A 12,658-nucleotide genomic window follows, 5' to 3' on the forward strand; every position below is an offset into this window, starting at 1 on the left:
GCAGGGTCAAAGGTCACCGGGGCGCACCGCCGGCGACACGTGGTCGGGCAATTTGGCCTCCTTGAGCCGCAGCGCCGGCTTCTCGATGACGAACCAGCTGGCCGCCGCGAGCGGCAGCGTGGCCGTGGTCGCCACCGCCGCGAAGAGGAGCGGGTCGAGGTGCCCGAGGCCGCCGATGACGAGAAGCTGCTGGGTGGGCCACGCGTAGATGTACACGCCGTACGACAGATCGTTGTGCAGATGGAACCTGCGTAAAAGGATGCCCGACGCGATGATTCCGTAGGCCAGGGGCAGCGCGCCGACGATCCGGTAGTCGGGCAGCAGCAGGCCGCACACCGCGACGGTCGCGAAACTCACCGCGACCCAGGACCATTTGGCCGGTATCACATCGCGGAGCTGATACAGCACCGCGCCGGCGGCGAACATGATCGCGAAGCGGGCCAGACATTGCGGGATCGTCCACGACCACGGGTCGGCCATGGGCCCCAACAGCACCGCCACGAGCACACCCGCGGCCAACATGGCCGAGGATATCCAGCGATGCCGCGCCAGCCCGGCGACGCCGATGGCGAGCACCGCCAGATAGCACATCACCTCGTACACCAGCGTCCACAGCGACGCATTCCAGGTACGGGGATGCGGGACGCCCTGCGGTGTGCCGCCCACGTCGAGCTTGAGATGGGCGATGGCGCTGTTGAACAGCACGAACTTCACGGGTCCGCTGGTGCGCAGAAGGCCTACCGCGGAACCGCCTTGCAGCGCGACGCCGATCGGCGCGCAGACGAATGCGGTGACGATCAGACAGGTGTAGAAGCCCGGGAGGATGCGAAGCGCCCGGGCTCGCAGATACTGCCTCGGTTGGGGTGTGTTGAACCAGCTCGCGGTGACCAGGAAGCCCGACACCGCGAAAAAGCCGTCCACACCCAGAGAGAACAAGAGACGCTCCGCAACCGGTGACGAAACGTGGTGGCCGGTCACGGGAAACGAATGCCACAGGATCACCTCGACGGCCAGCATCAGCCGCCACAGGTTGAGGGCATTGTGATGCCGGTCGAATGCCTGCCCGATCACAAAGCCTCCCCTCTTGGGCGCTCAGTGCAGCGCCGCCGCCCGCACCAGGTGGTCCGCCGGCTGGTCGCCGCTCTTGGCCGCGCCGGTCTCACGCGCCAGGAAGGCGGTGAGTTCTCCGATCGCGGTCATCAGCGGAGCGGGGAAGACGATGGTGGTGTTCTTCTCGACTCCCAGTTCGATCAACGTCTGCAGGTTGCGCAGCTGCAGGGCCAGCGGGTGTCTCATCATGGTGTCCGAGGCGTCGCCCAGCGCGGCGGCCGCGCGCGCCTCCCCTTCGGCCGCAATGATTTTGGCCCGCTTCTCGCGCTCCGCCTCGGCCTCGCGCGCCATCGCGCGCTTCATGCTGTCCGGCAGCTGGATGTCCTTGAGCTCGACCAGGGTGACCTCCACGCCCCATTCCACCGTGGTCGCGTCGAGGATCTGGCGGATGCTGCCGTTGATCTTCTCGGTCTGGGCCAGAACCTCGTCCAGGGAATGTTGCCCGACGACGTTGCGGAGGGTGGTCTGCGCGATCTGGTCGATGGCGGAGTTGACGTTCTCGATGACGACGACGGCCTTGCGGGCATCGACGACGCGGAAGTAGGCGACCGCGGCGATGTCGACGCTCACGTTGTCGCGGGTGATGATGCCCTGCGACTGGATCGGCATGGTCACGATGCGCATCGAAATCCGCCACAGGCGGTCGATGACCGGGACGATGAGCCGCAACCCCGGCTCGCGGACGCCGATCACCCGGCCGAGCCGGAAATGCACACCGCGCTGGTATTCCTGCACCACCCTGATCGACGCCAGGGCCAGCAACACCGCCACGACCACCGCAGAGATCACCGCAGTGGCAGCAATGTGGGTCATGAGGACCACCCCTCGACTCGATCCGTTACCAGTGCCGCCACTGCGGCTGTCCCTGACGCTAGGGGGCGCGACGGCGCGTCGGTCAGCGGCCGAAAGTCCCAACCCGTCCGGCGAAGGACCCTGGTCCGGGTACGACGGGGCGTAACGCCCGTCATCAGGACGCCGCCTGCGAGCCCGTGGCCCGTTTGCGGATGCGGGCGGCGAACGCGGCGGCCCGGTCGAGGTCGTGCTCGTTGGGCCGCCCCCTGTTGATGCCGCCGATGAATCCGAACGGCCCGACCGTGTCGAACCCCCGGCAGGAGAAGGAGCCGATCACGTCGAAGCCCTTCTGCTCGAGCGTCTGCCGGATCGGCCGGTGGTAGCCCAACAGCGGAACCTCGCGCGCGCCGCTGGTGAAGAAGGTGAACGCCGGGGTGTGGTGCCCGGCGGCGGGCAGCCGGCGGATGAGCCTCCGCAGCCTGGCGTCCATCGTCATGTAGTAGATCCCGGAACCGAAACCGACCAGGTCGTAGTCGCCTACGGTGCCGGGGTCGACGGACTCGGGCGTGACGACCTCGGCATCCAGCACCCCGGCCATCCGGTCGGCGACCAGACGGGTGTTGCCGTGGGATCTCGAAGCGCACACGATCAGCGCCCTCATGGCCAACTCCTTCGCGACGGCGGCTCGGACACTCCATGCTGCGCACGGATCCGCCGACGGGGTAAGGGCGCAAAGGCACCGCGGCGCGGGGCCTTGGTCACTTTGCGTCATCACCGCTGGTGAAGCACCGGAACGGGGACAAACGGAGGTCCTTCGCGCTCGGGACTTCGGTCCCTATCGACGCGTCCGGCGAACGGCTGGAATAGGGGATGTGACCGTGACAGCTCCCGCAGCGGAGCGCAACACCGTGGCGTGCGTTACCGGCGCGCAAGTGATCGTCCTCGAGTTGAATCCCGCATGGACCTCGGCCCAACGACACGCCGCCGAGCTGCTCGAGGCGATCCACCGTCATCCGTCGTCGATGGGCCGCCCGGCCCATCCGACTCGAGCACCGCTGCTGCGGCCCCTGCCATGACGGGAGAGCTGATGGGTACGCGGGCCCGCAGGACACTGGGTCGAACGATGGCATTGTCGGCGGCCGCCCTCATGCTGTGGGCGGGTACGCCGGGCATGGCCGCCGCCGACAGCGGGCGTCCGCAACCCAAGCCGGAGGAACGGGCCGCGGCCCTGATTCGGCCGGCCATCATGTACCTCGCCGGTGAAGGGTACGGCCTGGTCCGGCTGCCCAGCGGTGAGGTCCTGTCCCAGTTCGGGCGAGGTGCGAGCATGCCTTTCCTGGCCACCTGGAACTGCACGGCTTTCGTCGTCAACCCCGACGGCTGGGTGGCGACGGCGGGTCACTGCGTCGACCCGGCGAGCGCCACGCAACTGATCCTCAAGCGCGCCGCCGACGAATATCGCAGCGAGTTTCCGGACGCGCCCGAGTCCAGCGATCCGGCGACCACTGTGGAGTGGCTGCAGAAGAACGCCAGGGTGGAAGGCGACACGCCCGGCCAAGGCCCCCACGTGGGCATCACGCTGATGTCCGGCAGCGGAACGAAACTCACCGACAAGGTGGTGGCCAACGTCGTCGACTTCCGGCCGCTCGGGAAGGGCGACGCCGCACTTCTCAAGGTGGCCAAGGGCAACCTTCCGTCGTCCGAGCTCGACGTCGACGCCGACGTCACCATCGGTACGCCCGTTCTGGCGGTGGGCTTCCCCGAGAGCACCCAAACCGTCACCGGCGCTTCGCTCGACCCGACGTACAAGAGCGGCAAGGTCAACAAGAAGACCATCGCGGGGTCGAACCCCGCGTACGAAATCGACGCCGCGATGACCGAAGGCATGAGCGGCGGCCCAACGATCGGGCTGAATGGCAAGGTGCTCGGCCTGAACAGCTTCGCGCCCGCAGGCGAGACGCAGCCGTTCAATTTCATCGCGCCGGCCGACGGCGTGGCCGCGATACTGGCGAGCAAGGGCGTCAAGCCGACGCTCGGACCCGCCGACCGGTCCTATCGCAAAGGGCTCGCCGACTTCTACGCGGGTCGCTACACCGCTGCGATCGACGAATTCGACCAGACGCTGGCCATGTCGCCCGGCTACCCCGGCCTCGACGACCTCCGGACCAACGCGGCCAACCTGCGCCAACAATACGGCGATTTCTCCTCGCTGAGCGGCCGAAACCTGTTGTGGTATCTCGTGGTCAGTGTGGTGGCGGTGCTGGGCCTGGGTGCCGGCCTGACGTTCCTGGGGCTCAGGACGCACCGCCGGATTCCGCCGGAACCCGACGTCCAACCCCTTCGCCTGATGCCCAGGCACGAGCTGGTCGCCGAGGAACCCCACTTCTGCGCTCATTGTGGGGCCGAACACCATCCGAGCGAACGGTTCTGCCCGAACTGCGGCAAACACATCGAGGCCCCCACGGCGGCGCGGGGAACCGGGCTCATCTCCTGACCGACGCGTACATCGCGATGAACGCCGCATTGTCAACCAGATTGGCGACCAGGTTCGACGACGCGGTGCTGCGCACCCGAACGGCCCTGGCGCAGAACGGGTTCGGCGCCCTGACCGAAATCGACGTCAGGGCGACGCTGCGCGATCAGGTCGGGGTGGACATGGAGGACTACCGGATCCTGGGCGCGTGCAATCCGGCCGTGGCGCATCGAGCCATCAGTGTGGATCGCGAGATCGGACTCATACTGCCGTGCAACGTGCTGGTGCGCGGCGACCCGGGCGCCGCGGGAGTGGTGATCGTCGAGGCGATGGATCCCGGGCTCCTGATCGGGGTCACCGGCGAGCCGGCGCTCATCGCCCTCGCCGCCGAACTCAGCGCGAACCTGCGCGCCGCGATCGCCTCGCTGACCGAAAGCCGTTGATCTCGGCGGCCACCATGTCGACCAACGCCGGCACGGCCGCGGCGACCCGCGGGGTCAGCCCGGTGCCCGGGCCGGTGTCCGCGGCCTCTACGGCGAAGACCACCACCGCGTCGGGCACCCGTCCGAGCGCCCGGCCCAACGCGTGGGTGCGGCCGACGTCGACGCGGTGCGAGCTCAATCCGTCGGGCTGGTCGGGCAATCCGGTCGGGTCATAGCGATGGATGCGGCCCGGCGTGGCTTTGTCGGCGACCGCCGCGTCGATGACCACGGCCAGCCCCGCGCCCGTCCAGGCCTCGAGAAGACCGGTCGGCTCCGCGATGCCGGTTGTCACAACGACGTTCGGCCAAGCGAGGTCGCCGAGCGCGGTGGCGGCGGCGACACCGACGCCGTCGTCGCGCCGGTAGCAGTTGCCGAGCCCGATCACGGCGACCGGTCGGTCATCGTCGCTCACTGCCGCTGCACCGTCAGGGTCAGGAAGTGCGCCGAGCAGGAAATGCAGGGATCGTAACTGCGGATCACCCGCTCGCACAGGGAAGTCAGCGCGGCGTCATCGAGGGTGAGGTTGTCGGACACCACCCGGGCAAGATCCGCTTCGATGGCGGCCTGGTTCTGCGACGTGGGCGGGATGATCTCCGCCGCGGAGACCAGCCCGGCGTGATCGATGTCGTAGCGGTGATACAGCAGGCCGCGGGGCGCCTCGCTGACGCCGTGCCCGGTTCCCGGCCGGGCCGGGACGTCGACGAAAGGCCGTGGCGGCCGCTCGTATTCGTCGATGATGCGCAGCGCCTCCTCGATCGCGTAGACGACCTCGACGGCACGAACGATGATGCTGCGGAACGGGTTTCGACATTCACCCGAGAGCCCGGCCGCCGCGGCCGCCTGGGCCGCGATCGGTGAAAGCGCCGACGAGTTCAGGCTGTAGCGCGCCAAGGGGCCGGTGATGTAGCGGCCGCCGTCCAGTGTCGCGTGCAGGGCGGTGGAGTGGGGCACCTGGGACTCACGCACGTGCTCGGTGAAATCGGTCACGGGAAACGGCTCCCCGGCGCTGCGCGCGATGACGCCGTTCTCGATCGGATACCGGCCGCTGCGGCTCAGCGCCAACATCTCATGGTCGAGCTCGAGGTCGGGAAAGTCGAAACCGGCCACCCACTCGACCGTCGCGACCGCGTCGTCCAGCGCGCCGCGCAACTGCTCGGCGACGGGGGCGAACTGCGACCGGCTGGGCACCGAGTAGAACCCGCCCAGGCGCACGTTGATCGGGTGTATCGACCGCCCGCCGACGAAGTCCATCAGCGCATTGCCCGCCTTCTTCAGTCGCAGGCCGCGTTCGACGATCTCGCGCTCGTCGCGGGCCAGCGCGATCGCGTCGGGGTAGCCGAGGAAGTCGGGTGCGTGCAGCAGATAGATGTGCAGCATGTGGCTGTGGATCCATTCGCCGCAGTACAGCAGCCGGCGCAGCGCGACGAGCTCTGGATCCACCTCCACACCGCAGGCGCTCTCGATCGCGTTGCAGGCGCTCACCTGGTACGCGACCGGGCAGATTCCGCATACCCGGGCGGTGAGATCCGGCGGCTCGGTGTAGGCGCGCCCCCGAAGGAACGCTTCGAAAAATCGTGGCGGCTCGTAGATGTTCAATTCGACGGTCTGCAGCGCGCCGTCCTTCAGCGTGACATGCAGCGCCCCTTCGCCTTCCACGCGGGTCAGGGTGCCGACGGACAGCGTGCGGGTCTCCGGGTTCACGGCTTGCTCCGCGCACTGTCTCGTTCGGCGGCGAACTTCGCGACGTTGAACGTCGAGAACACCCGGTCGACATCACCGTCGGACATCCCGTCGCGGCGCAGCAGCGGAATCAGTGTTCCGATCTGCGGCGTCGCCGCCGGGCCGAAACAGCCGTAGCAGCCACGACGATGACTGGGGCACAACGCCCCACAGCCGGCGTGGGTGACCGGCCCCAGGCACGGGGTGCCGTCGGCAACCAGGACACACGTCACCCCGCGCATTTTGCACTCGGTGCACACCGTCTTGGCCGGCAGCCGCGGCTTGCGCCCGATCAGCAGCGCGGCGAGGGTATCCAGCAGCTGGCCGCGGTCGATCGGGCAGCCCTGCACCTGGTAATCGACCTTGACGTGCGCGGCCGCCGGGGTGGACGTCGCCAGCGTGTCGATGTAGTCGGGCCGAGCGTAGACGACGGAGGCGAACTCGTCGACGTCGGCGAAGTTGCGCAGCGCCTGCACTCCCCCGGCCGTCGCGCATGCGCCGATGGTGACCAGCACCTTGGATTGCTCGCGGATCTCGCGGATCCGTTGCGCGTCGTGATGGGTGGTGACGGACCCTTCGACCAGCGACACGTCGTAGGGTCCGCCGACCATCGAACTCGACGCCTCGGCGAAGGTGGCGATCTGCACCTGGTCGGCGAGGGTCAGCAGCTCGTCCTCGCAGTCGAGCAGCGTCAGCTGGCAACCGTCGCAGGACGCGAACTTCCACACGGCCAGAGTGGGGCCCATTACAGCTCCTTGACTGCCAGTAGCGGACCGGCGACGTCGTAACCGACGACCGGCCCGTCGCGACACACCAGCAACTGGCCCAGCTGGCAGTGGCCGCACGTTCCGATCCCGCATTGCATGTTGCGTTCCAGCGATACCCGAATATCGTTGGCGGCCATGCCTTTGGCCAACAACGCCTCCGCGGCGAACCGCAGCATCGGCTCCGGGCCACACAGAAACGCGGTGGTGCGGCCGGGATTCAGCGCGAGCCGCTTCAGCGGCTCGGTGACCAGGCCGACTTCGCCGCGCCAGCCGTGGACCGGGACGTCGACCGTCAAGTGCAGTTCGATCTGCGGGTCGGCGGACCACTTCTCGAGCTGGGCGGCGAACACGAAGTCCTCGCGCGAGCGGGCGCCCGCGATCAGGGTCAGCGTGCCGTAGCGGGACCGGCCCGCCAGCGCACCCAGCACCGCCGGGCGCAGCGGGCACAATCCGACGCCGCCGGCGACCATGACCAGATCTCGCCCGGCGGCCTCCTCGAGCCCCCAGGTGGTGCCGAACGGGCCCCGCACCCCGATGACGGCACCCGGCTGCGCGTCGTGCAGGGCGCGGCTCACCGCCCCGACCGCGCGAATGGTGTGCGTGATCGAGCCGTCGGTGACCGTGGGGTCGCCGCTGATCGAGATCGCCGCCTCCCCGATGCCGAAGGCATACAGCATCATGAACTCCCCGGGCTGCGGCGTGCGCAGGACTTCGCCGAGCGGGTCGAGGCACAGTGTCGCCGAATCGGGGCTTTCCACGACGCGGCTGCGTACCCGGTAGGGGTTGGGCGCCATCGAGGACGGTGGTGGGCCGTCAGTCATCGCGGGCCATCTTGTTCATCTCTTCGGTGATGTCGATCCCGGTGGGGCACCAGGCAATACACCGCCCGCAGCCGACACAGCCGGACATGTCGAACTGGTCGTGCCAGGTGCCCAGTTTGTGGGTGATCCAGTGCCGGTATCGCGACTCCGGGGACTGGCGCACGCTGCCGCCGCCGTGCACGTAGGTGAAATCGAACTCGTAGCACGACGCCCAGTGCTGCCAGCGCTCGGCATGCTCGCCGGTCAGGTCGCTGACGTCTTCGGTGGTGGTGCAGTAGCAGGTGGGGCACACCATCGTGCAGTTGCCGCACGTCAGGCAGCGACTGGCGACCTCCTCCCACTGCGGCGACTCGCGGTGTTCGATCAGCAGGTTGCGCAGGTCGGCGTCCGGCATCGCGCGGCCCATCCGGTGCGAAGCGGCCTGCACCGCGGCGTGCGCCGAATCGATCTCGGCGTCGTCGGCGACCCGATGGGGAACGGCCGCAAGGACGTCGGCACCCTCGTCGGTGCCCACCTCGACCACGTAGGTCACACCATCGCCGTCGGGCCGCTCGGTCAGGGACAGGTCGTAGCCCGGTCCGGCCGCGGGGCCGGTGCCCATCGAGGCGCAGAAGCACAACCCACCCGGCTCCGTGCAATTCACCGCGACCACGAAGGCCTGCCGATGCCGGCGGACGAAGGAGTTGTCGGGGAACTGGCCGCGGCCGAGGACCCGGTCGAGCGTCGCGATCGCGGCCAGGTCACACCCACGCACTCCCAGGAACGCGTACCGCGGAACCTCCTCGTCGGAATCGGCGGTGCTGAACCCGTCCCGGCTGCCGGACCACAGCCGGCGCCGCGGGGGGTGCAGGAACTGCTTCCACGACTGGGGCCCCGACGAATGCCCGAAGGCCGCGTCGTCGTCGCGCCGGCGCACCCGGTAATGCCCCGGGGCCACGTCGACGCCCCACCCCCACGGCAGGTCCGCCGCGGAATCCAGTTCGTCGAGGACGATGGCGTCATCCCGCAACGTCGGACCGACGACGCGGTATCCGCGCTCGATCAGCACCTCGACAAGGCGGTGCAGCCCGACGGTGTCCAACGATGCGGCATCGGAATGGTCGCCGTGTCCGCTCATCGCCACATCATCCGCCAATTCGACTGTGCTGTATAGGGGTTGACAACGGGGCCATGGACTACCAGTGCCTACCAGTGTCTTTGCGAACAGCTCGAGGTCACGTTCCCACAGGGCGTCGCGAGCCCGGTCCAGCCGCGACCGCACGACGGCGACGAGTGTCGCCATCACCATGGTCGCCGCTAGCGCGGTCACCATCGCCACGCCGACCGCCTCGCCCGCGGCGAGCCAGGTCGGGGTGGGCGCGACCACCGGAACACCGTCCCGGTCCACCCAGATCTCCACGGTTCCCCCCGCCTCGGCGCGCTCGGCGAGTTCCAGTGTCCCGCCACGCTCGCCGGTCGGGCCCGGCCACTTCGCCTGCACGACGGTCAGACCCAGGTCCTCGGCCCTGGCCTCGACCACCCTTGCCATCACGCGGTGGCGTTCGTGCGCCTCCCTGGTGTACACCCGATCCCGCGCCTCGTAGGTCACCGCGCCGACCACACCGGCGACGGGGACGGCGATCAGGGTCACGACCAGCGCGACCAGAACGACCAGGGCCTCGATGCGGTCCGTCCGGCGCAGCAACGGGTTACGACCGAAAAGCCGGGCGACCCGCCAGCGGCGCGGGTCCAAGGTGAACGTGTCCATGATGTCCTCTGCGCCGCAACCGTTTTGAGTGATTTCGCCGTCTCAGTGGACGACCTGATGTTCGTGATCGACCGCCCACTCGACGAAGTCCGACAGCTCGCGCCGCGGTGTCGCCGGTAAGGGGTCGGCGTTGATCGGCGCCCAGCCCACCCGGAGCAGCATCTGCGGGTAGCTGCTGTCGCCGAAGATGTCGGACTGGACCGCCGCGCGCGTTTCGGGCGTCTCCAACGGTTCGGTCACCGGGCAGCTGGCCAGCCCCAGCGACGTCGCGGTGAGGAGTACGACGCTGGTGGCCTCGCCGGCCCGCAGCTGGGCCAGGCGGTCATCGTTGCGGGTGCCCAGGGCAAGGACGACGGCGTTGTCGTCGGCCGAGGACGAGTCCGGCGGCATGGCCAATACCGCCCCGGCGAAGAACCGGCCCGGAATCTTCGCTGCCGGATCGGGCACCGGCGTGTTGCGCGCGGGGACGCCGGCCACCGACGCGTAACGCCCACTCCATGTCGTGAGCTCGGCAAGGTAGTCCTGGCTCAAGTGATCCCGGACGGATTGGGCGACGATGTTGCGCAGATTGTCGAGGTCTTCGACTTGGCACAGGGTCACGCCGCTTCGCGCCGCCCGCGCCGCCATCAGGGCGACATCGCCCACTGGCACCGGCCACGAGCTGTAGTAGCGGCGGTCGGTCCGGCGCCGCGGTATCGCGGCGGCCAGCGCGATGTCGACGGTATCCGCGCGGTGTGGCGAGAGTTCGATGGCCGCCAGGTGGCTGGGGTCGGCGGGATTGGGGAGCCGGGTCACCTTGGAAAGCCACCCGACCGCCGCGAGCGCGACGACGCAGTGATGCAGCGCCGCACCGCAACTCAGCATGAGGTCCCGGCCGTCCGGGTCGGTGTTGGGCAGCTGCCGGCTCGCGTCCGAATAAAGATGCAGACTCGCCGCGTCCACGCGCCACCGCCACGGTTGGGTGTTGTGCACCGAGGGTGCCCGGGATGCCAAACTCAAGACCGTCCGGACCGTGCCGGCATCCGGAAAGCGGGTGTTCATGGCGGTCGTTCCCTTCGATATCGCTTCGTACTGTCTACGATTGCCGATTTGCTGCCCGCCCGGCGAGAGCAGGACGGCACTAGGCCGAGGGACTTTGGGCCAATCCCCTCGCTACGCGGCCGCCGAGATCACCACGTCGACGGACAGCTGATCGCCGATGGCATAGGCGACTGCCCAGTCACCCACGCACGCCGCCCGTGCCAGCTCGTCGACCAGGGGGCTGTGGGCGCCGAGCTCCGCCAGCCATGCCGTCACGAGGGGGGCGATCTCGTGGCCCGGCACCCGGACGGTGCGCCCGCAGTGCAGGCGATCGGTAACCCGGAACATCGTCGCGGTCGGCAGGGGCCGCAGGTGGTGGCGTCGTGTGGTGAATCTCATCACGGCCTCCTCGATCGAGCGTGGATTCCATCCGACCACTCAGCCGGTTGCGGCCACAGGGCCGAACGCAACCGGATGGCGAGTGCTTCAGTCGTGCGTTCGAGGATGCGGAGGTCCCGCGGCGGAAGGGCCTTTGGTCACCTGGTTGCGCGACGCGACCGCGCCGGCGATCGAGGCGGCGGCGATCGTCAGCAAGGCGCCGAACATCAGCGCGGAGGCTTCACCGGCGACCAGCAGGTGTTCCTCGGTACCGATGGTGGCGGCGGCCACCGGCACGCCGAGCTGAGCCGCCGAGAGCACCGCCAGGGTGAACGGTTGGCCGAGCAACCTGCCCGCGCAATGCGCCAGCACGGCTCCGAGCCCCAGGCCCGCGCCGAGCAGGATGAGTTTCGGGTGGGCACCCAGCTCGCGCACCTGCAGCGAGGCGCCCAGCCAGACGAAGAACAGCGGGCTGAAAAACCCCTCGGTGATCCCGAACAGCTGGCGGGCCAGCCGTCGCGGTTCGCCGACCATGCCGAGCACCAGGCCCACCGCGAAGCCGGCGAGCATGACGGACACGTGCGTGCTGACGGCGAGCGCCGCCAGGGCGAACAGCACGATGAGGTTGGTCCGCAGTTCGAGCGCAAACCGGTGGTTCTCGGAGTAGACGTGCATGCGGCGCCGCCAGCCGCCGGCGTCGGATCGGCGCAACACCACATACAGCAGCACCGAGCAGCCGGCCACCGCCAGCGCGCCCAGTGCGGCGGCGCCCGCATGCCGGAGGTCGATCACCAACGGCAGCAGGACGATACCGGCCGCGTCGGCGACCGCGATCTGCGCCGTGACGGCAATGACCTGCGGCCCCCGCAGCCGCAGCGAGTCGATCACCGGCAGTGCCAGCGCCGCCGACGACGAGGCCATGAGGACCGCGTACATGGCCGTGTGGCCGGTCCCGAAGGCCGCCGCCAGCCCGGCGGCGAACGCCGCCGCGACGGCGCCGGCCAGCGCCGCCCGCGTGAGCGCCTGCGGTAGGGACGCGCGCAGCGTGCCGGCGCCGACCGGGACGTGCGTGCCCACGACGAACATGACCAGGGCGAAGCCGACGTTGGCGAGGAGCTGGAACGTCGGGTTGGTCACGTCGACGACGTTCAAACCGGTCCGGCCGACGACGAGCCCCGCGATCAGCTCACCGATGACCACCGGTATCCGAAGGCGCGGCAGCGCGGCCAGCAGCGGACCGGCCAACCCGATGGCCGTCAGCAGGGCCAGGGTGTGGAAGCCAAACCCCGGCACGTCAGCGGTCCCCGCGCGCCAGCATCAGGACATTCTGCATTCTTCGGGGCGCGGTT

At 69.1% G+C, this 12,658-nt stretch carries 14 protein-coding genes; 3 read left to right on the forward strand and 11 right to left on the reverse strand.

Going from position 1 to position 12,658, the window contains the following annotated elements; genetic code table 11:
• Positions 1-6: 6 nt before the first annotated feature.
• From C1737_RS12650 to C1737_RS12660, 3 genes are all read right to left on the reverse strand, one after another.
• Positions 7-1,071, reverse strand: coding sequence for an acyltransferase (locus tag C1737_RS12650; protein WP_102418552.1), 1,065 nt, complete (start codon positions 1,069-1,071; stop codon positions 7-9).
• Positions 1,072-1,092: 21 nt separating this feature from the next.
• Positions 1,093-1,923: a slipin family protein gene (locus C1737_RS12655; protein WP_067919855.1), complete on the reverse strand. Its 831-nt coding sequence runs from the start codon at positions 1,921-1,923 to the stop codon at positions 1,093-1,095.
• 154 nt (positions 1,924-2,077) lie between these two features.
• On the reverse strand, positions 2,078-2,563 hold the full coding sequence (locus C1737_RS12660) for a flavodoxin family protein (RefSeq protein ID WP_102418553.1): 486 nt from the start codon (positions 2,561-2,563) through the stop codon (positions 2,078-2,080).
• A 217-nt stretch (positions 2,564-2,780) separates the two neighbouring features.
• Between C1737_RS12660 and C1737_RS12665 the strand changes: the two genes are divergently transcribed.
• The 3 genes from C1737_RS12665 to C1737_RS12675 are packed head-to-tail and all read left to right on the forward strand — an operon-like array spanning position 2,781 to position 4,818.
• On the forward strand, positions 2,781-2,978 hold the full coding sequence (locus tag C1737_RS12665) for a hypothetical protein (protein ID WP_142393457.1): 198 nt from the start codon (positions 2,781-2,783) through the stop codon (positions 2,976-2,978).
• Between the two features lie 11 nt (positions 2,979-2,989).
• Positions 2,990-4,396 (forward strand): trypsin-like peptidase domain-containing protein, encoded by a 1,407-nt coding sequence (locus tag C1737_RS12670; protein WP_233214744.1) that lies wholly within the window; start codon positions 2,990-2,992, stop codon positions 4,394-4,396.
• Positions 4,397-4,413: 17 nt separating this feature from the next.
• Complete coding sequence (locus C1737_RS12675; RefSeq protein ID WP_067919849.1) at positions 4,414-4,818, forward strand: DUF302 domain-containing protein; 405 nt, start codon at positions 4,414-4,416, stop codon at positions 4,816-4,818.
• Here C1737_RS12675 and C1737_RS12680 read toward each other — a convergent pair.
• The 8 genes from C1737_RS12680 to C1737_RS12715 all read right to left on the reverse strand — a co-directional run bounded on the left by C1737_RS12680 (position 4,769) and on the right by C1737_RS12715 (position 12,602).
• Positions 4,769-5,269 carry a hydrogenase maturation protease gene (locus tag C1737_RS12680; protein WP_102418556.1) on the reverse strand — a complete coding sequence of 167 codons (501 nt, stop codon included), beginning with the start codon at positions 5,267-5,269 and terminating at the stop codon, positions 4,769-4,771. The genes C1737_RS12675 and C1737_RS12680 overlap by 50 nt on opposite strands.
• The gene (locus tag C1737_RS12685) at positions 5,266-6,558 is read right to left on the reverse strand and encodes a Ni/Fe hydrogenase subunit alpha (protein WP_102418557.1); all 1,293 of its coding nucleotides are present in this window, start codon (positions 6,556-6,558) and stop codon (positions 5,266-5,268) included. The genes C1737_RS12680 and C1737_RS12685 overlap by 4 nt, the downstream gene beginning before the upstream one ends.
• The gene (locus tag C1737_RS12690) at positions 6,555-7,322 is read right to left on the reverse strand and encodes an oxidoreductase (RefSeq protein WP_067919841.1); all 768 of its coding nucleotides are present in this window, start codon (positions 7,320-7,322) and stop codon (positions 6,555-6,557) included. Before C1737_RS12690 ends, C1737_RS12685 begins: the two co-directional genes overlap by 4 nt.
• Positions 7,322-8,137, reverse strand: a complete 816-nt coding sequence (locus C1737_RS12695; RefSeq protein WP_102418558.1) for an FAD/NAD(P)-binding protein — start codon at positions 8,135-8,137, stop codon at positions 7,322-7,324. The genes C1737_RS12690 and C1737_RS12695 overlap by 1 nt, the downstream gene beginning before the upstream one ends.
• A gap of 19 nt (positions 8,138-8,156) precedes the next feature.
• On the reverse strand, positions 8,157-9,281 hold the full coding sequence (locus tag C1737_RS12700; protein ID WP_102419923.1) for a 4Fe-4S dicluster domain-containing protein: 1,125 nt from the start codon (positions 9,279-9,281) through the stop codon (positions 8,157-8,159).
• A gap of 672 nt (positions 9,282-9,953) precedes the next feature.
• A complete protein-coding gene (locus C1737_RS12705; RefSeq protein WP_102418559.1) occupies positions 9,954-10,952 on the reverse strand; it encodes an NAD(P)H nitroreductase in 999 nt (332 codons plus the stop codon).
• Positions 10,953-11,063: 111 nt separating this feature from the next.
• Positions 11,064-11,330 (reverse strand): hypothetical protein, encoded by a 267-nt coding sequence (locus C1737_RS12710; protein WP_068098411.1) that lies wholly within the window; start codon positions 11,328-11,330, stop codon positions 11,064-11,066.
• Positions 11,331-11,417: 87 nt separating this feature from the next.
• Complete coding sequence (locus C1737_RS12715; RefSeq protein WP_102418560.1) at positions 11,418-12,602, reverse strand: cation:proton antiporter; 1,185 nt, start codon at positions 12,600-12,602, stop codon at positions 11,418-11,420.
• Positions 12,603-12,658: the final 56 nt, after the last annotated feature.

The organism is Mycobacterium sp. 4858 (assembly GCF_900240975.1).
GTDB lineage: Bacteria > Actinomycetota > Actinomycetes > Mycobacteriales > Mycobacteriaceae > Mycobacterium.

Coding starts and splice junctions, on each gene's coding strand:
- C1737_RS12655 (WP_067919855.1), bottom strand. CDS start 1,923: ATGACCCACATTGCTGCCACTGCGGTGATCTCTGCGGTGGTCGTGGCG.
- C1737_RS12660 (WP_102418553.1), bottom strand. CDS start 2,563: ATGAGGGCGCTGATCGTGTGCGCTTCGAGATCCCACGGCAACACCCGT.
- C1737_RS12670 (WP_233214744.1), top strand. CDS start 2,990: ATGGGTACGCGGGCCCGCAGGACACTGGGTCGAACGATGGCATTGTCG.
- C1737_RS12675 (WP_067919849.1), top strand. CDS start 4,414: ATGAACGCCGCATTGTCAACCAGATTGGCGACCAGGTTCGACGACGCG.
- C1737_RS12690 (WP_067919841.1), bottom strand. CDS start 7,322: ATGGGCCCCACTCTGGCCGTGTGGAAGTTCGCGTCCTGCGACGGTTGC.
- C1737_RS12695 (WP_102418558.1), bottom strand. CDS start 8,137: ATGGCGCCCAACCCCTACCGGGTACGCAGCCGCGTCGTGGAAAGCCCC.
- C1737_RS12700 (WP_102419923.1), bottom strand. CDS start 9,281: ATGAGCGGACACGGCGACCATTCCGATGCCGCATCGTTGGACACCGTC.
- C1737_RS12705 (WP_102418559.1), bottom strand. CDS start 10,952: ATGAACACCCGCTTTCCGGATGCCGGCACGGTCCGGACGGTCTTGAGT.
- C1737_RS12710 (WP_068098411.1), bottom strand. CDS start 11,330: ATGAGATTCACCACACGACGCCACCACCTGCGGCCCCTGCCGACCGCG.